A 17,924-nucleotide genomic window follows, 5' to 3' on the forward strand; every position below is an offset into this window, starting at 1 on the left:
AGGATTTATCGTGACACAGCAATATACCGACAGTCCCCCGAACTCCGGGAAGGTCGACCTCGCCGAAGAATTCCTCGACCGCCAAACGGCACTGGGGAAAGTACGCCAAGCCCTGCACCGCTACCCCGCCTTGAGCCCGGCACTGGTGCTGGTCGTTTCAGTGATCGTCTTCGGGCTGCTCAACGAGCGGTTCCTGCGCGTGGAAAACCTGTCGTTGATCACCCAGCAGGTCTCCGTGGTGGGCACCATCGCCATTGCCCAGACCCTGGTGATCCTCACCGCCGGCATCGACCTCTCGGTGGGTGCCGGAATGATCCTGGCCTCCATGGTGATGGCACAGTTGGCAGTCAACCAGGGAATTTCCGCCCTGCTCGCCCTGCTGCTGGGCCTGCTCTGCGGCCTGGCTACCGGAGCGATCAACGGCTTCCTGGTCACCCGGTTCAAGCTGCCGCCGTTCATCGTCACCCTCGGCACGCTCAATGTCTTTGTGGCCTTGACCCTGTTGTACTCGCACGGCGCCACCGTGCGCGGCAGCGATATGCCAGGGCTGCTGACCTGGACCGGAACCACCTTCCCGATCGGCTCGGTACGCATTTCCGCCGGCGTGATCGTGATGCTGGCCCTGTACCTGGTGATCGCCTACATCCTGGGCAAGACCGCGTGGGGACGCCACGTCTACGCGGTGGGCGATGACAAGGAAGCAGCCCGCCTGGCCGGTATTCCGGTCAACCGCGTGCTGATGAGCGTTTACCTTGCCGCAGGCGCGGTGCTCGCCATCTGCGCCTGGCTGCAGATCGGCCGCACCAACTCGGCCAGCCCGAATGCGGGCCTGGACCTGAACCTGGACTCGATTACCGCTGTGGTCATCGGCGGGACCAGCCTCTTTGGCGGTCGCGGCTCGGTGTGGGGCACTTTGCTTGGCGCGCTGATCGTCGGCGTCTTCCGCAATGGCCTGTCGCTGGCGGGGCTGGACGTGCTGTACCAGACCCTGGCCGTGGGCATCCTGATCATCGTTGCTGTGTCCGTGGACCAGTGGATTCGAAAGGCAAAGTCATGACCATGACCGATTCAGCTGCTGCCCCAGCAGAAACCCGCGAACCCATCCTGCGGGCCCGCAATCTGGTGAAGACCTTCGGCCGCGTTGTTGGCCTGGATGGCGTAAGCCTGGACCTGTACCCCGGCGAGGTGCTGGCGGTGATCGGCGATAACGGCGCCGGCAAGTCCACCTTGATCAAATGCCTGACCGGCGCGGAGATCCCGGATTCCGGCGAGCTTCACGTTTCCGGCCAGCAGGTCTCGTTCAAGCGCCCGCAGGATGCCCGGGCCCATGGCATTGAAACCGTGTACCAGAACCTGGCGGTCTCCCCCGCCTTGGATGTGGCTTCCAACCTGTTCCTGGGCCGCGAAATCCGGAAGCCGGGGCTGCTGGGCAGCGTATTGCGGATGCTTGACAGCAAAGGCATGCGCCAGCAGGCCCGCGAAGAGCTGACCCGTCTGGGCATCTCGACCCTGCAGGATGTGACCGTTCCGGTGGAGAACCTCTCCGGCGGCCAGCGCCAGGCGGTGGCCGTGGCCCGCGCAGCGGCCTTCGGATCCAAGGTGGTGGTGCTCGATGAGCCGACCGCAGCACTGGGCGTGCGCGAATCCAACCAGGTGCTGCAGCTGGTGCGCGACCTGCGCGAGCGGGGCCTGCCGGTGATCTTGATCAGCCACAATATGCCGCACGTTTTCGACGTGGCCGACCGGATCCACATCCAGCGGCTGGGCAAGTGCGCTGCGACCATCACCCCGCAGTCACACAGCATGACCGATGCGGTAGCCATCATGACTGGTGCCGCCACCGCCTAAGGCCAGCTGGCGCCCAGGACTGTTCATGGGCACTGCGCACGGAACCACAAACCGTGCCCAGTGCCCATTTCTCCGCCATTTTCTTCCTCACGACACTTCATACAGTAAAGAGATCCCTGATGAATACCGCCAGCCCGCACACAGATTCCCACGAGATCCTGGTCATCGGCGAAGCCCTGATCGATATTGTCTCGACTGAGCAGGGAAGCATCGCCCACCCCGGCGGTTCCCCCGCCAATGTGGCCTTCGGATTGGGCCGGCTCGGGGTGGATGCCGGACTGCTCACCGCGCTGGGTGATGACGAGTTTGGCGCAAAGATCCAGGCCCATCTGGGCACCGCCAACGTCAAGCTGCTGCCCGGGTGCCTGAACCTGGAACGCACCGCTTCGGCCACCGCGGTGCTGGCCGCCGATGGCTCGGCCCGCTACGAATTTGATATCACTTGGGATCTTGCGCCCCATGAGCTGGACCCCATGCCAAAGATCGTGCACACCGGATCCATTGCCACGTTCCTGGAACCTGGTGCCGAAGCTGTGGCTTCCCTGCTGGCCCAGGCCAAGGGGCAGGCCCTGCTCACCTATGATCCGAATATCCGGCCTGCATTAGTCGGCGGGCACGGCAAGGCACTGGCAACTTTTGAGCGCGTGGCGCGCTTGTGCGACGTGGTGAAGCTCAGCGATGAAGATGCCCGGTGGTTGTACCCGCAGCTTGAACTGGTGCAGGTGGCCGATGTAATTCTGGAGCTTGGCCCAACCTTGGTTGTGCTCACGCTCGGTGCCGACGGGGCCCTGTTGGCCACGGGCAGCGACCAGGTGAGGATCGAGGGGGTGCGCAGTGAGGTGGCCGATACCATCGGCGCCGGCGACTCGTTCATGTCATCGCTGCTCTACGGCTTGCTGGCCCACGGGACCGCCGAGCTGTCGACAGCCGAGCTGGAGCATTTGGGCCGACGGGCGGTGGCCGGTGGGGCGCTGGCGGTTCGCCGTTCTGGCGCAATGCCGCCAACCCTTGAAGAGTTGACGGCATTGCTGGAGGAACAGCACTTGGCTGCAAACTAGCTCGGCCAGCCTAGAAGGCGACCCCGCAGTGCAGGATCACGTTGGCATAGGGGGTCGATTCGCCGGTGCGGACAATGATCTTGGCTGCCGGCAGTTCTGCTTTGAGTTCCTCGTGGGAAATGAACCCGGGTTCCAGTCCCCTGCTCGTGCACAGCTGAAGAACCGGGCCGTCCTTGGCTTCGGCGGCCAAGGTGCTGTGCTCGATCACCATATTGCGGGCCAGCACATCAAGCACCTGCTCGAAGCTGAGCAGCCCCTGCACCAAGGCCAGGTCGATCACTACCGGCCCTTCAGGAATGGGCAGGCCGCAGTCGGCGATGACCACGGTATCGGTGTGGCCACAGGTGGCCAGCGCGCCAAGCAATGGCGCGTTGAGAATTTCGGATTTCAGCACGAAGGCTTCCTTCTTGGTCTTGCCCAGTTGGTTCCTTAGAGGTTCTCAAGGGATCGAGGGTAGGATGCCTGGGCTCCGTGGGCCTGCACGGTCAGCGCGGCGAATTTGCCGGCGAATTCCGCTGCCTGGACCAGATCATCGCCATTGGCCAGCCGTGCAGCCAAGGCGCCAGTAAAGGCATCGCCGGCACCGGTGGTATCCACGGCCTTGACTTTGACTGCTGGCAACGGGCGCACTTGGGCTCCACCATTTTCTGCAGGGAATTTGTCAGCCACCAGGCACCCCGAAGCGCCGAGGGTAATGACCACGCTCGTGATTCCCTCCTCGATGAGCATCGCTGCAAGTCGCTCATAACGGCCGTTGAACCGAAGTCCAAGATGCGGGTTCAGCTGCTGTAGCACCGCTTCGGCCTCATGCTCATTGACCACCAGCGGGTTGGCCTTGAGCAGGTAGTCGCGATCCAGCTCGATCACCGGCGCCAGGTTCAGCACGATCCGATCGGTGGCCGCATCCATTGCGGCCTTGATGCCCGAGGCAGGGATTTCACCCTGCAGCACGAGAATTCCGTCGATGGCTCCGACGGCCTTGACCGCTTGGTCGGTCACCGTGGAATTGGCTCCCGAAACCACCGCAATAGAGTTCTCCGCACCGGAGTCCACCTGGATGATGGCCACCCCGGTCGGCTGGGAGCTGCGAGCCACGCGGTCAAGCTTGACGCCTGCCTCTTCCAGCTGGCCCAGCGCGACCTCGGAATGCGAATCCTTGCCCACGGCACCGATGAATTCGGTAGCCGCCCCGGCCAGCTGCGCGGCCAGCGCCTGGTTGGCCCCCTTGCCGCCGGGCGAGAGCTGGTAGGAATCTGCCAGCACGGTTTCCCCGGGTCCGGGCAGACGTGCCATCAACGCGGTGATGTCCACATTGCTTGAGCCCACGATGGTGACCTGGATGTCCTGCTGCATGCTTAGTCCTTCTGCTGCTCTTCGCCCGGCGGCCAATGGGTGCCGGTGCCTTGAATTGATACTGCTAGATGAAGATTACTCGGCTGCGTACTCGGCGATGTTCTTCTCATCGACGGTGTCCACGGCAACCTGCACGTTGGCTTCGACTTCTTCGCCCTTGATGGACTTGGACAGGATCTGCACCGACTGCTTGCCCAGTTCTGCTGGGTTCTGCGCGATGGTGGCCACCATGGTGCCAGCTTCTACTGCCTTGAAGCCGTCATCGGTGCCGTCGAAGCCGACGACCTTCACGTCCTTGCCGGCCTTGTCGCCCAGGGCCTGGATGGCGCCCAGGGCCATTTCATCGTTCATGGCCAAAACGCCCACGGCGTCAGGGTTGGACTGCATCAGGTTGGTGACTACGTCCAGGGCTTCGGCACGGTCGAAGTTCGCGGTCTGCTTGGACACCACCTCGATGTCCTTGAACTCTGCCAGGCCCTTGGTGAAGCCTTCACCGCGCTCGTTGGTCGCCGAAGCGCCGGGCACGCCTTCCAGCACGATGATCTTGCCCTTGCCATCGATGGATTCGGCCAGCGCCTTGGCGGCCTGCTCGCCACCGGCCACGTTGTCCGAGGCGACGAAGGAGGCGATCTTGGTGTCGCCCACCGCGCGGTCCACGGCAACGATAGGCAGCTCGGCCTTCACCACGGGGGCCAAGCCGGCTTCCGCGGTTTCGGTGTCCACGGCGTTGATGATCACGCCAGCCGAACCGTTGGTTGATGCGGTAGCCAGCTGGTTGGCCTGGGTGGCGGAGTCATTTTGCGCGTCAACTACCGACAGGTCGATGCCCTGGGCGTCTGCCTCTTTCTGGGCGCCGTCGCGCAAGTCGACGAAGAACGGGTTGTTCAAGGTTGACACGGCCAGGGTCACCGATGCCCCGTCGGCGGCGGTTTCGCCGCGGTTGCAGGCTGCCAGCGAAGCGGCAAGCCCCAGGGACAGGGTGATGGCGGCGGTGGTGCGGATCAGTTTTTTCATGGGATGTTCTCCTTTGAACAGGGGTGGTTGGTGGGGGAAATCAGTGCTTGACGTTCTTGCGGCGCAGCACGTCGAAGCCGACAGCGATCGCGATGACCGCGCCGATAACGACCTGCTGCCAGAAGGCGGAAACCGAGAGCAGGTTCAGGCCGTTGCGGATCACGGCCAGGACCAGTGCACCGATCAGGGTGCCGGAGATGCGCCCGACACCGCCGGAGAGCGAGGCTCCGCCGATGACTACGGCGGCGATGGCGTCCAGTTCATAGCCGGAGGCCAGGGTTGGCTGGGCCGAATCCAGGCGCCCGGCCAGGATCATGCCCGACAGCGCTGCAAAGAGCCCGGAGATCACGAAGACGGTGACCAGCACTTTTTTGACCGGGATGCCCGAGAGGCGCGCGGCCTCGGTGTTTCCGCCCACCGCGAAGGCGTTCTTGCCGATGACGGTGCGGTTCAGGACGAAGGCCGCGAGCAGGCCGGAGAGCAGCAGGATGATGATGGGCACCGGGATGGGGCCCAGGTCATCGCCGAGCCAGGACACCGACGAGCTGGTGGAAATCGGGCGGCCGTCGGAGATGACCAGGGTCAAGCCGCGCACCACGGTGAGCATGGCCAGCGAGGCGATGAAGGTCGGCAGCTTGCCGTAGGCGCTCATCGCACCGGTCACCCAGCCCGAGAGGGCGCCGATAGCCAGGCCGACCGGGATCGAGAGCCCATCGGGCAGTCCCGCGGTGGTGACGGCGTAGGAGGAGCCCATCGCGGAGAGGGCGGCGACCGATCCTACCGAAAGGTCGATGCCGGCTGCCACGATCACAAAGGTCATGCCGAAGGCCATCACCGCGATGGTGGAGACCTGGATGCCGATATTCAACAGGTTCGGCCCGGTCAAAAAGCGCGGCGTGGCGATAAATAGCGCCAAGCAGAGGATGACCAGGCCCACCAGAGCGCCGTTATTGGCCAGGAATGCCTTGAAGTCGAAGCCCTTCTTCGGGGCAGTAGCTACGCTGCTCATTTACTTGATTCCCATTTCTTCTTCACGATGCACATTGCTGATGGCCAGGGCCATGATGGCGTCCTGGGTTGCTTCTTGCGTGGCCAGTTCCCCGGCGATGCGCCCCTGGCTCATCACCACGACGCGGTCTGACATGCCCAGTACCTCGGGCAGTTCGCTGGAGGCCATCAAGACGCAGCCTCCAGAGGCGGTGATCTCATTGATCAGTTCGTAGATTTCCACCTTGGCGCCGACATCCACGCCTCGGGTCGGCTCATCGAGCAGCAGCACCTTGGCTCCTGCGGTGAACCAGCGTCCGAATACCGCCTTTTGCTGGTTGCCTCCGGACAGGGAGCGGATCGGTGCATCGATGCTGCTCATGCGGATGCGCAGGCGCTCTGCAACCTTTTGCGCGCGGGCTTTCTGTCCCTTGCGGTCCACCAGCCCGTTCTTGGCGGTGGCGGCCATGGTGGCGTAGCCGATGTTCTCTGCCACCGACGCATCCAGCACCAGGCCTTGGGTTTTGCGGTCTTCGGGCACGTGGCCGATCCCCGCGCGGGTGGCAGCCGCGACATCAAAGCTGGCCAGCTTCTTGCCAGCGACCTTGACGGTTCCCGAGCTGTACTTGTCGGCTCCGGCGATGGCGCGGATCAATTCGGTCCGCCCGGCCCCCATCAGGCCGGCCAGTGCCACGACTTCTCCGGGGCGGACTTCCAAAGAGATGTCCTTGAGCTGGTCATCGCTGAGGTTTTGAACGCTCAGCAGTGGCTGCTCGCCTGGTTCGGTGGCCACGCGCGGGAACTGGGCATCGATGTCCCGGCCGACCATGAGCCGGACCAGTTCGCTTTCCTCGGTGTCTGCCGGGACGGTGGCGATGAATTTTCCGTCACGCAATACGTTCACGAAGTCGCCGATGGCAGCGATCTCATCGAGGTGATGGCTGATGAACACCATCCCGACGCTCTGGTCCTTCAGCTGGTTGACTACCTTGAACAGGTGCTCGATCTCGGTGGTGGTCAACGCGGCCGTGGGTTCATCCAAGATCAGTACGCGGGCATCCAGGCTCAAGGCCTTGGCGATCTCCACCAGCTGCTGCTGGGCCAAGCCCAGTTCTCCGACCGGAGTGTTCACGTCCAGGTCGAGTTCCAGCTTGGCCAAGGCGTCACGGGCGATCTTGCGCATTGCACGGCGGTTGATGATGCCGAATTTGCGTGGCGCACGCCCCAGGGTGATGTTCTCGGCGATGGTCATCGACGGGACGAGGTTCAGTTCCTGGTGGATGGTGGCGATGCCCAGTGCTTCGGAGGTCTTGGTGTCACGGATCCTTACTGGCTGTCCGTTGAACAGGATTTGCCCGGCATCTGGTTCGTGCACGCCCGCGATCATTTTGATCAGGGTGGACTTTCCAGCGCCGTTTTCGCCAAGCAGCACCGAGACTTTTCCTGCATGCACTTCAACGGTGACGTCTTCGATGACCTGCACGGGGCCGAAGGACTTGCAGACCTTGTCCAGGACCAGCAGAGCGTCGTTACTCATTCTTGTTCCTTCCATCACCTAGGCACCGGCTGCTTCCGGAGCCTGGGCAAGGGATGCCCTGGCGGTGAATTGGCTGATAAATTCTTGGGGTTCTGGCTCGTTGCCGGCCATCACGGATTGCAATGCGGTGACAGCTGCACGGCCCATCGCGCGCAGGTCGTGGCTGATGGTGGCAATCGGCGGGTGGTGCATGAGCATCGCATCCACCGCGTCAAAGGCGATGACCGACAGTTCGGGGCCCACCCGGATCCCTGCTTCCCGCCAGACGGTCAGTGCGCCAATGGCCATCGGCGCATCGGCAATGATCGCTGCGGTTGGCCGCAGTTCATGCGCTAGCAGCCAGCGGGCGCCTTCGGCGCCGGAGGCGGCCTGGAAGTCGCCGGCGAAGTGCAGCTTCTGATCTGTCTCCAGCCCGTTGGACACCAGGGCCGCATCAAAAGCGCGGTGGCGTTCGCGCGCGGTGGAGGCATGAGCAGGTCCGCCAAGGAATGCGATATGTCGATGGCCCAGGGCTTTGAGCTTGCCAATGGCTTCATCCAGGGCGCTAGCGCTGGATGCCGAGATTGACGGGATCTCCAGTTGAGGCAGGGTTCTGTCGACAAAAACCATCGGCGTTCCGGAAGAAATGATTCGCTGCATCATTTCGCTGGGGTGGTCGGCGTCTTCGTCCAGGCCTTGCGGCACTACAAGCAACCCGTCAACGCGGCGCGAGAGCATCGCGGCGAGGAACTGGTCCTGCTGCTGGGTATCTTCGTTGGCGTTGCCAATAAAAGTCATCATGCCGGCTTCGTGGGCTTGCTGCTCTACGGCGTGCGCGAGGTCCGAGAAGTACGGGTTGCGGACATCGGAAATCAGCAAGGCGATGGTGTCGGTTTTGGTGGAGCGAAGCGAGCGGGCCTGGGCGTTGGGAACAAAGCCAAGATTCTTGGCGGCTGCTTCGACTTTCTCGCGGGATTCGGCCGAGGTGGCGGAGTGCCCGGAAAGGACGCGCGAGGCCGTAGCCGAAGATACTCCGGCGGCTAGTGCCACGTCTTTGATGGTGACGGCGTTCATCCCGATAAGCCCCTTTGCTTACGTGTAATCGATTCCATGGAATCGATTACACAGTTTTCACTACCTTGAAAATATTGTCAACACCGCAAAACGGCCACTCCACTATCGCCCATTAATTCATCTACTGATTTTGCGGTTTGACATGATAGTTCGTACAGAATGCCGGACAGTGAACCCAATAATTCAGATTTAAAGTTGGCAGCTATCCGGTGGATCTCCGGCCGCTTCAACACCACCCTGCTTCAGGTCGCTAAGATGGAAGGCGTGTCGGTTAATCAGCTCTCAGATAGTGCGCAAAACTATCTCAAGATCATCTACGGACTGAATGAGTGGTCCAACGAGCCCGTGACCGCTAGCGTCATTGCGACGAAAGCGGGGATGAAGCTTTCCACGGTTTCGGGGGCGCTGAGCAAATTGCGCCAACAGGGCTTGCTGGACCATGCGCCATACGGTGCAGTGACGCTTACTGCCCTGGGCCGGGACTATGCCATGACCATGGTCCGCAGACACCGGCTGATCGAAACCTTCTTGGTCCAGATGCTCGGGTATCGCTGGGACCAGGTGCACGATGAAGCAGAAAATCTGGAGCATGCGGTCTCCGACTTCATGGTCCAGCGCATCGACAATCTTCTCGAGCACCCCACACGCGATCCCCATGGGGATCCCATCCCGACCGCCGAGGGACGCATCAGCATTCCCCCGGCTATCAATTTGAGCGATGCTGCCGATGGAAGCAAAGTCGTCGTCGAACGAATCGCTGACGATGACTCGCAGCTATTGCAGTATTTTTCCGATCAAGGCATTCGCGTGGGCGTTGAACTCAGCGTGAGCGCTGCCGAGGATTTCTCGGAAACGATCAATGTGCGCGTTGCTGGAAAAAAGACAGCCCTGAGTCTCGGCTCCCGGGCTATCAACGCTGTCTGGGTCTCTGCCGGAAAATAACTGGCATCTTCCATAACCACGAGCGGCTTTCCTGCATTTCAACGCGAGCCTCTGAGCGCCTAACAGTACTTTGGACAAGACCGACGCTTATTTGTCGGATTGTGGATTAGAGTGAATAGTAACCGTACTTGCTGGAAGGTTCAAGTTTCTTGAATTGAGAGCCCCACCAGTAAGTTTGGGCCATCACTTGCATCCCTTCTTGCACGAAAGAATCCCCCATTGCCACGGAAAATCTTTGCGCTGCTTTTCGCAGCGATTCTGGTACTGACCGGCTGCAGCGTTCCATCCGGGCAGTCCGCCTCAACGGCTTCGATTTCTGAAACCTTCCGGGCCCCATCGGCCACCGATCAAGACCTCATCATTGATCTAGCCTCGACCACGTCCAAGAAGGTCAACCCTGGTGCCAAGCTCAACGGACCCCAAGGCCTTGAACATGCTCAAGGCTCTTCCGGTCAAAGGCAAAGCACCAGCCACGGGCTATAACCGAAACAAGAAATTCGGCAACGGCTGGAAAGATTTTGACCGCGACAAGTGCGACGAACGCCAGGACACACTGTCCCGGGACATGTCCAAGGTGAAGTTCAAGGATCGCAAAAAGTGCACCGTCGCTTCAGGCACCTTGCACGACAAATACACCGGCAAGAAGATCAATTGGAAGGTCAAGTCAGGCAGCGTCGACATCGATCACGTTGTGGCCCTGAAAAATTCCTGGATCTCAGGGGCACAGAAACTGTCACAGGCCCAGCGCCAGGATCTGGCCAATGACCCACTGAATCTCATCGCTGCCGACGCTTCTGCCAACCGCCAGAAGGGTGATAAAAACGCTGCCGAATGGCTGCCCAGGAATAAGAGCTTCCGCTGCCAGTACGTCGCCACCCAGATCAGTGTCAAGAAAAAATACGCGCTGTCGGTAACCAAAGCCGAAAAGAACGCGATGACCAAGGTTCTCAATACCTGCCGCAACCAGAAGGGCGCGAAGGTTACGGCAATAAAGCCCGCCGGAAACCAGAAGACGGCGGCGCCCAAGAAGTCGGCTTCGACCGTGAAGGGCACCGTTCATCACGGTTCCTACTGCAAGAAGGCTGATAAAGGAAGGCACGGAAAGGCCAAGTCCGGCAAGGTCTACACCTGCAAATACGACGCCAATGGCAAACTCCGCTGGCGTGCCTAGAACATCATCATGGGATGGCGGAAGTCGCAGACTTCCGCCATCCCATATCTGGCCCCGGGGCGGCACATCAGTAACAGCCCCTTGTGGCGTTAGCGAACAGCGGCCAAAGACCTCCGCCGCTCCTTGGCTGCGAGCTTCGTGGCAATCAGCCCTTGGCGGGGACTGAAAAGATAGACGGCAGCGAAGATCAGCGCTTGAGCGAGAACGACCATGCCTCCCGTGGATGCGTCGAGGAAGTAGCTGGCATACACCCCGAGAATTCCAGCGCAAGCCGCCAGTGCCGGGGCGATGACCAGCATCTTTGAAAACTTGTCGGTCAGCAGGAAGGCAGTAGCTCCAGGGATGATCAGCATCGCCACCACGAGGATCACTCCCACGGCCTGCAATGCAACGACCGAGGTCATGGCCAGCAACCCCAGCAGAATCGCACCGATCAACCGCGGGCTCATGCCAAGCGCGTGGGCGTGCGTCTGGTCAAAGGCATAGAGAGTGAAGTCCTTGCGCTTGAGGATCAGAATTGCGAAGGTCACGGCTCCAAGAATCAATACCTGCCACAAGTCTGCCGAGGAGACTCCCAGCAGGTTGCCAAAGATGATGTGGTTCAAGTCGATATGGCTGGGAGTAACCGAAATGAGTACCAGCCCGAAGGAAAACAACGTAGTGAAAACAATTCCAATGGCGGCGTCTTCCTTCAGCTTGGTGGTATCTCGCACTCCCCCAATGAGCGCCACGGCCAAAAACCCGAAGATGAGTGCGCCCAGGGCAAAAGGAGCCCCGACAATATAGGCCAATACGACGCCGGGCAGCACCGCATGGGAGACGGCATCTCCCATCAGCGACCAGCCGATGAGCACCAGCCAGCAGGAGAGCAGCGCGCAGAGCACCGAAGCAATAATCGTTACTGATAAGGCACGGATCATGAATGTGTAGCTCAGCGGCTCCGCCAGCAATTCAATGAGGTTCATGATGCATCTCGTTTCATCGGGTCCAGGCCGAAGGCCAAAGCCAAGTTTTCTGCGCGCAGGACGACCTCGGGCCGCCCATGCATCAAGACCTTGCGCATCAACAGGACCGCCTCATCGGCCAGGTCCGGAAGGGCATGCAGGTCATGGGTGGAAATCAGCACGCTGCCACCCTCATCTGCCACCTCGCGCAGCAGCTTGGTGATGGTCGCTTCGCTGCGCTTGTCCACTCCGGCAAATGGTTCATCCAGCAGCATGATGCTTGCTCCTTGGGCGATGCAGCGAGCCACAAAAGCACGCTTCTTCTGCCCGCCCGAAAGCTGCCCGATTTGCCGGTTGGCAAAGTCCGTGAGCTCTACGCGTTCCAGGGCTTCATTCACTGCCGCATGGTCTTTTTTCTTAGCACGTCGGGTCCATCCCATTTGGCCATAGCGGCCTGTCATCACGACGTCGCGAACAGATATCGGGAAGTTCCAGTCAACTGCCTCGCTTTGCGGGACGTAGGCAAGTTTTCCGCTTTTGCGGGCTTGCTGCGGATCGGTTCCACTGATTTTGACGCTTCCGGTATCGGGCTTGATCTGTCCCATGATGGTTTTGAATAGCGTTGATTTTCCGGAACCATTCATTCCCACCAGGCCGCAGACGGTTCCCTGCGCCAATTGCAGCGAGGCGTGGTCTAGCGCCTGGACTTGGCCGTAATGCACGGTAGCATCGGTGACATTGATGGCCAGATCGGCGTTGCACTGTGTATTCATGATGCTTGGCCTTTCAATGCTCGGGCGATTTGCTGGGTGTCATGGGTAATCAGCTCCAGGTAGCTAGGCACTGGTCCACCAGGCTCGGAGAGGGAGTCCACATACAGCGTTCCGCCAAAGTGCGCATCGGTTGACTCCACAACTCTTTGCATGGCGGCATCGGAGACGGTGGACTCGCAAAAGACCGCAGGGACATGGTTGTCTCGAACATAGTCAATCGCCGAGGCGACTTTGCGCGGCGTGGCTTGTGATTCCGAATTGACTGCCCAGAGGTATTTTTCTTTCAGTCCGGCATCTCTCGCCAGATAGCTGAAGGCGCCTTCGCAGGTCACCAGCACGCGTTCCCGTTGCGGTATGCCCTGGAGTTCGGCAGCCAAGTCGTCTTGCACTTTCTGCAGTTTCGCCTGGTAGGACTTGGCATTCTCCCGATAGGCCGACGCGTTGGCTGGATCCAGCTCGCTAAAGGCCTGCGCAATGGTTTGAACGTATCGCTGTACGTTGATCGGGCTCATCCAGGCATGGGGATTCGGCTTCCCTGCTCCCTCGCCCTGGACGATGCCAATGGGTTCGATGCCTTCGCTGACCGTGATGTGCGGGGCGGAGTTCTCTTGGACAAACTGCGCAAACCACGCTTCAAGGTTCAGGCCGTTGTCCAGAATCAGATCTGCATGGGAGGCCCTGCGCAGATCATCCGGCGTCGGTTCGTATCCATGGATTTCTGCTCCGAGTCGGGTGATTGATTCCACCCGCAGGTGCTCGCCAGCGACATTCTGGGCGATATCTTGCAAGACAGTGAAGGTCGTCAGCACCACAGGACGCGAGTCGGCCGGCCCGGTTCCGATAGCATCCTGGCTTTTGGCCGGCGCGCATCCGGTGACAAATAGGAGCAAGGGCGCAACAAGCATGGCCAGCCAGCTCGCCGCCCTGCGTCGACCGGTCATCTTTTTCACTCGTGCCCTCATATCCTGAGCTTCGCTCCATTGCCTCTGCCTCTTTGCAAGATAACAGGAGCGAAGATCTTCGCTCACTCATAGGATAATGTTTGAGGGGTCAAACAATCAATCTGTGTCGAAATTACCCCAGGGCAATTTCATAGATCAGACGGGCAGCGCTGCGTGCTGTACGAGAGTCGACATCGTAGCGGGGATTCAGCTCGACAACATCGGCAACCGCAAGTTTCCCGCTGGCGACAACCTGACGGCATGCCGCCAGGATTCGCTCGAAGGGAACTCCGAAACCTGCGGGGGCACTCACGCCAGGCGCCACACTAGCTGGCAATACGTCCAAGTCAATAGTCAGGTACAGAACGTCGATGCGCTCAAGGAAAGCAGCGACAAATCGACTGATCTGCTCAGGCTCGCAGCGCTCGTCCAGCAAGTAGGGAACGCCGAGCTCGTCTGCCCTGGCGAAGAGCGCCGCGGTATTGCCGGGACGCGAGATTCCGAGCACTGCGTAGTGGAATTCAAGGCCTTGCTCCTGCATTTCTTGATGCAGATCCAGAAACGGCGTGCCGCTGGTTCGCTGCCCCTCATCCCGCAGGTCGAAGTGCGCATCCAGATTCAGGATGCCGATCCTCGTGGAATGATCATCTGCCAGGTGCTGCAATAATCCGAGGCCGGTGCCATAAGCGGTCTCATGTCCACCGCCTAGCACGATGGGCAACGCTCCGGTGCCCAGTGTCTGCGCCACCGCATTGGCCAAGCGCTCCTGGCCTGATTCCAGCTCGTCGCCTTCAACGACGACATCTCCGAGGTCCACCATTGCTCGCTGCTTATGGATGGCCATGGGGCTCAGCGCGGCGCGCAACGCTGCCGGTCCATCAGAAGCGCCAATACGGCCCTGATTGCGTTGCACTCCGGCATCCGAGCGGAAACCAATCAGTGCCACCGCATCGTTCAGATTCTGGGAATTTTGCGCAGCAATCTGTTGATGCCAGCGCAGGTGCTGCACAGCAGAACCGTCTACCCGGCCCGACCACCGCTGCGCTTTTTGGTCGGTCTGAATCTCTATTGCCTTGCCGTTTTCGCCCATAAGACCAGCACAGCAGATCAGACCAACGCGGTCTAGCAGAAACAAGTTGGTACTGTCCGGCATTCCGGACAGCACCAACTTGGCTGTCTAGTGTTCTTGAATGAAGACGAAAGCCGTCGTGGACCCTGGCTCAATTTCTGTACGGCCAGCGTCTTGAATCACCGGGCCGCTGGCTCGTTCAGAGAGGGCCTCAAAATCCTGGCGCGACAAATGCCGAATTCCCACGGGCGCATGAACCTTGAGCCACTCCTCGATCCCCTGGCCATCAGATTCAGCCAGCCAAGCAAAAAGCGCGTGGGCGCACTGTGCGGCAGCCTTGCCGGTGGACATCTGCAGCGAATCATTAACCGCGATATTCACCGTGGAGCTCAGTACCTCATCGCTCTTGGGAAGTTCGGTCCCAGAGACCTGCAATTTGGCGACGAGCTTGGGGAGATTTGCCGCGGGCAGTGGCGGCAAGCCGACGGCCTGGGCTTTGCCCACCTCGCTGACCATCTGGTCGGGGTACATTTCCAAGACCTTGGCGAACATCTTCGGATTGGCACGGCGAACCGATTTGGCGAAAGCCTGGGACGCCCATTGCTGCCAGTCCGGGTTGTGGGGATCTTGCAGATAGGCGATGACCGCGGCGCGCGAAACTGCCGACAGCCCTTCGTCTTCGGTTGAAGGATCCTCTTTATCGATGCGCAGGATAATGGGCTGGACTAGTTCTTCGGGATCGCGTTCGCGCAGTTCATCCATGAACTCATTCTAGATTGCGACGTGGGCTGAAGACTGCCAGATTGCCGGAGCTGCACTTCAATGCCAAGGTCAACGCCGGCGCACCTTGCGGACAATCACGATAACAACACTGGTAAGCATGGCGGTTGCGAGGCTGACAATCAGCGGAGTTTGCCAGTCGAGCTCGACTATTAATGCACTGAATTCCTTGCTGAAGGCGCTCGCTGCCGGGCCTATTTGGGCTTCGGACTGTATTGCTTTGGCCGAACTTTCCACCACGGCTGGCATCACCCATTGGAAAGCCAGGGCCACCACCCAAAAGACCAGGTTGATGGCGCGCAGGAATCCGACAAATCCAAGGATCAGCCCCAAGATCAACGGCCCGGCATACCAGAGGTATACGTAGTAGGACTGCGCTCCGGCAATGAGCGAGGCGACGATCTGCAGCCAGTAGCTCACGCTGACCGTCATAGTGGCATAAAAGAGCGCCGCCACAGGAAGACGCAACTTTGCGCTAAAGAAATACCAGGCCAGGCTCAGGACCAGCAAGGATCCGAAGACCCATAGTTGAGTTACTGAGGCTTGCGTAAGTTTCCCGCCGAAAGCCGAAGGATTCGTGGCATATATTCCCTGCGCCCCTAATCCGAGCATCCCTAGGAATATTCCCACGGCGGTCACAACCGTGAACCCAGTTCTCCCGCGGCCCACTCGACGCACTAGCCAACTGCCCAATAGCGCGGACAAGCTGGAGACAACAATCAAGCCAAGTGCATCGTTGCCAGCGAGCGGCAAAATCGAGCGGTCTTCTTCCCCGATCCACAACCAGGGCATCACAACTATGACCACAATTAATATGCCGCCGGCAATTTGCATCCACCAGTTTTGCCAGACGCGCCTCATTGAACTCACTGTGCTCCTTCGTGTTCCTACGCGCTCATTGTTCCAGAGCAGAGCCGGTGCCGCGCGAAAGGCACGGGGCATGTCCATGAAATCGGTGTCCGCTACAAGAACGAACCAGGAATAGCCACGCAGACGCAAATGGCTCGCGAGCGTCCACTCAGGTGGGATGCTCACGAGCCATCAGAATTTTGCTTTCACCGCGCTTTGGCATGGATGGCCAAAACATTTCAGCGATGCAGATTCGGGTGGTCTGCACTCGCGATAGGTCATTGCTGGATCAAGCGGTAGCCTTTCCAGCGTCATCTGTTTTCATTGAACACCAGACAATTCATCCTGCGCAAACGGCAATGCATCTACTGGTCAATATGATCAATCAACCGAAAAATAGCCTCAAAATATCCAGCATTTTGCCATGAGGCCTGAATCACATTTTGAACCAGCGTCGCAATTTTCGACGCCTTGACATTGACGTAGCGTCAACCTGTAGCTTGAGGAACATGAACAATTCACCGGTGGATCCAGTACCCGCGGAATACTCGATTTCCTACCTTTCGCGGGTCGCTGGAATCAGTAGCCGCACCTTGCGCCACTACGACCACATCGGGTTGCTGGTACCGGACCATGTTGCCCAGAACGGATACCGCTTCTACACCCAAAACCAGTTGGTGCGGTTGCAACGGATCCTGCTGCTCAGGGACATGGGCCTGAAGCTGGAGAGCATCACCGAAATTCTGGATGACCAACGCGACGAACGAGAAGCGCTGGCCGAACATGTCCAGCAACTACAAACACAGCGCAGGATCATCGATCGCCAGATCACGACGCTGGAACGCACGATTTCAGCATTGGAAAACGGAGAAGAAATGAAACCCGAAACCAGCTTTGACGGCTTCAACGAACAGTACAAGGAAGAAGTCACTCAGCGTTGGGGCGCCAAAGCCTACAACGACTCCAACCAGTGGTGGCGCAGCAAGAGTGCAGAGGAACAAGCCGGCTTCTTCCAGCAAGTCCGCGAATTGAACGAAGCGTGGATCCGCGCCGGAGAGCAGAACGTGCGTGCCGATAGCGATGCTGCGCAAAGCTTGGCCGCGCGTCATGTGCAGTGGCTGCGTTCGGTTCCAGGAACGCCACTGGATTCCTCTGATCTGGAACAGCGCCTCGCCTATGTCAGTTCATTATCGGAGATGTATGTCGCAGATGATCGGTTTGCCAAGAATTACGGCGGCCATGCGGAACTGGTCCGTGACGCGTTGAAGGCCTATGTCCAGAAAGCTGCGGACCTCTAGGATTGCGAGTCGTTGGCAATCTCTTCGCGTGCCTGGGCGTAGCGTTGCTGGATGTAGTTTTCCAGTTCAACGCGCTCCACGCGCCACATGCCCCGTCCACCAATTTGGATGGCTGGCAGCTCCCCGCTTTTGACCAGGGCGCGAACTTGAGGAAGCTTTACATTCAGCTCCTCTGCCACATCTTCCAAACGCAAAAACCTCATAGGAACAGGGTACTGTGCTTGGCCTTCGAATGAGGGCCAAGCACTACTTTGTGGACAAGCGGCATGGATTCGCGCCATAGCCGTCGGCGGAGCGGCTGCACCTA

Annotated in this window: 20 protein-coding genes; 7 read left to right on the forward strand and 13 right to left on the reverse strand. The window is 59.8% G+C overall.

Features of this window, described 5'->3' with window-relative positions:
- Nucleotides 1-10: 10 nt before the first annotated feature.
- The 3 genes from AC6CHO_RS14700 to AC6CHO_RS14710 all read left to right on the forward strand — a co-directional run bounded on the left by AC6CHO_RS14700 (nt 11) and on the right by AC6CHO_RS14710 (nt 2,906).
- Nucleotides 11-1,057, forward strand: a complete 1,047-nt coding sequence (locus AC6CHO_RS14700) for an ABC transporter permease (protein WP_498216044.1) — start codon at nt 11-13, stop codon at nt 1,055-1,057.
- Complete coding sequence (locus tag AC6CHO_RS14705) at nt 1,054-1,848, forward strand: ATP-binding cassette domain-containing protein (protein WP_498216046.1); 795 nt, start codon at nt 1,054-1,056, stop codon at nt 1,846-1,848. The genes AC6CHO_RS14700 and AC6CHO_RS14705 overlap by 4 nt, the downstream gene beginning before the upstream one ends.
- A gap of 119 nt (nt 1,849-1,967) precedes the next feature.
- Nucleotides 1,968-2,906 (forward strand): carbohydrate kinase family protein, encoded by a 939-nt coding sequence (locus AC6CHO_RS14710; RefSeq protein WP_498216048.1) that lies wholly within the window; start codon nt 1,968-1,970, stop codon nt 2,904-2,906.
- A gap of 10 nt (nt 2,907-2,916) precedes the next feature.
- Here the strand turns inward: AC6CHO_RS14710 and rbsD are convergent, their stop codons facing one another.
- The 6 genes from rbsD to AC6CHO_RS14740 all read right to left on the reverse strand — a co-directional run bounded on the left by rbsD (nt 2,917) and on the right by AC6CHO_RS14740 (nt 8,850).
- Entirely contained in the window at nt 2,917-3,300 is a 384-nt protein-coding gene (gene rbsD, locus AC6CHO_RS14715; RefSeq protein ID WP_498216050.1) for a D-ribose pyranase, read from the reverse strand.
- 35 nt (nt 3,301-3,335) lie between these two features.
- Nucleotides 3,336-4,259, reverse strand: coding sequence for a ribokinase (locus AC6CHO_RS14720; RefSeq protein ID WP_498216052.1), 924 nt, complete (start codon nt 4,257-4,259; stop codon nt 3,336-3,338).
- A 75-nt stretch (nt 4,260-4,334) separates the two neighbouring features.
- On the reverse strand, nt 4,335-5,273 hold the full coding sequence (locus AC6CHO_RS14725; protein WP_498216054.1) for a substrate-binding domain-containing protein: 939 nt from the start codon (nt 5,271-5,273) through the stop codon (nt 4,335-4,337).
- Between the two features lie 40 nt (nt 5,274-5,313).
- On the reverse strand, nt 5,314-6,282 hold the full coding sequence (locus AC6CHO_RS14730) for an ABC transporter permease (protein ID WP_498216055.1): 969 nt from the start codon (nt 6,280-6,282) through the stop codon (nt 5,314-5,316).
- Nucleotides 6,283-7,797: a sugar ABC transporter ATP-binding protein gene (locus tag AC6CHO_RS14735; protein WP_498216057.1), complete on the reverse strand. Its 1,515-nt coding sequence runs from the start codon at nt 7,795-7,797 to the stop codon at nt 6,283-6,285. It lies immediately after the preceding gene.
- A gap of 18 nt (nt 7,798-7,815) precedes the next feature.
- Nucleotides 7,816-8,850 carry a LacI family DNA-binding transcriptional regulator gene (locus tag AC6CHO_RS14740; protein ID WP_498216059.1) on the reverse strand — a complete coding sequence of 345 codons (1,035 nt, stop codon included), beginning with the start codon at nt 8,848-8,850 and terminating at the stop codon, nt 7,816-7,818.
- A 264-nt stretch (nt 8,851-9,114) separates the two neighbouring features.
- Here AC6CHO_RS14740 and AC6CHO_RS14745 point away from each other — a divergent pair, with 264 nt between their 5' ends.
- The 3 genes from AC6CHO_RS14745 to AC6CHO_RS14755 all read left to right on the forward strand — a co-directional run bounded on the left by AC6CHO_RS14745 (nt 9,115) and on the right by AC6CHO_RS14755 (nt 10,963).
- Nucleotides 9,115-9,792, forward strand: coding sequence for a metal-dependent transcriptional regulator (locus AC6CHO_RS14745; protein ID WP_498216061.1), 678 nt, complete (start codon nt 9,115-9,117; stop codon nt 9,790-9,792).
- Nucleotides 9,793-10,011: 219 nt separating this feature from the next.
- A complete protein-coding gene (locus tag AC6CHO_RS14750; RefSeq protein WP_498216063.1) occupies nt 10,012-10,275 on the forward strand; it encodes a hypothetical protein in 264 nt (87 codons plus the stop codon).
- Nucleotides 10,226-10,963 (forward strand): HNH endonuclease family protein, encoded by a 738-nt coding sequence (locus AC6CHO_RS14755; protein WP_498216065.1) that lies wholly within the window; start codon nt 10,226-10,228, stop codon nt 10,961-10,963. Before AC6CHO_RS14750 ends, AC6CHO_RS14755 begins: the two co-directional genes overlap by 50 nt.
- Nucleotides 10,964-11,052: 89 nt before the next feature.
- On the opposite strand, the gene AC6CHO_RS14760 is transcribed toward AC6CHO_RS14755, so the two are convergent.
- From AC6CHO_RS14760 to AC6CHO_RS14785, 6 genes are all read right to left on the reverse strand, one after another.
- Complete coding sequence (locus AC6CHO_RS14760; protein WP_498216067.1) at nt 11,053-11,928, reverse strand: metal ABC transporter permease; 876 nt, start codon at nt 11,926-11,928, stop codon at nt 11,053-11,055.
- Entirely contained in the window at nt 11,925-12,680 is a 756-nt protein-coding gene (locus AC6CHO_RS14765; protein ID WP_060702570.1) for a metal ABC transporter ATP-binding protein, read from the reverse strand. Before AC6CHO_RS14765 ends, AC6CHO_RS14760 begins: the two co-directional genes overlap by 4 nt.
- Nucleotides 12,677-13,621 carry a metal ABC transporter substrate-binding protein gene (locus tag AC6CHO_RS14770; RefSeq protein ID WP_498216225.1) on the reverse strand — a complete coding sequence of 315 codons (945 nt, stop codon included), beginning with the start codon at nt 13,619-13,621 and terminating at the stop codon, nt 12,677-12,679. Before AC6CHO_RS14770 ends, AC6CHO_RS14765 begins: the two co-directional genes overlap by 4 nt.
- A gap of 133 nt (nt 13,622-13,754) precedes the next feature.
- Nucleotides 13,755-14,711: a formimidoylglutamase gene (gene hutG / locus AC6CHO_RS14775; protein ID WP_498216227.1), complete on the reverse strand. Its 957-nt coding sequence runs from the start codon at nt 14,709-14,711 to the stop codon at nt 13,755-13,757.
- Between the two features lie 87 nt (nt 14,712-14,798).
- Entirely contained in the window at nt 14,799-15,452 is a 654-nt protein-coding gene (locus tag AC6CHO_RS14780) for a peptidyl-tRNA hydrolase (RefSeq protein WP_498216069.1), read from the reverse strand.
- Nucleotides 15,453-15,521: 69 nt separating this feature from the next.
- Entirely contained in the window at nt 15,522-16,340 is an 819-nt protein-coding gene (locus AC6CHO_RS14785) for a hypothetical protein (protein WP_498216071.1), read from the reverse strand.
- Nucleotides 16,341-16,828: 488 nt separating this feature from the next.
- Here AC6CHO_RS14785 and AC6CHO_RS14790 point away from each other — a divergent pair, with 488 nt between their 5' ends.
- Nucleotides 16,829-17,617, forward strand: coding sequence for a MerR family transcriptional regulator (locus tag AC6CHO_RS14790; protein WP_498216073.1), 789 nt, complete (start codon nt 16,829-16,831; stop codon nt 17,615-17,617).
- Here the strand turns inward: AC6CHO_RS14790 and AC6CHO_RS14795 are convergent.
- Nucleotides 17,614-17,820: a helix-turn-helix transcriptional regulator gene (locus tag AC6CHO_RS14795; RefSeq protein WP_022876090.1), complete on the reverse strand. Its 207-nt coding sequence runs from the start codon at nt 17,818-17,820 to the stop codon at nt 17,614-17,616. The two genes, AC6CHO_RS14790 and AC6CHO_RS14795, sit on opposite strands and share 4 nt — an antisense overlap.
- Nucleotides 17,821-17,924 lie beyond the last annotated feature (104 nt).

It is taken from the genome of Glutamicibacter sp. GQ173 (assembly GCF_059759215.1).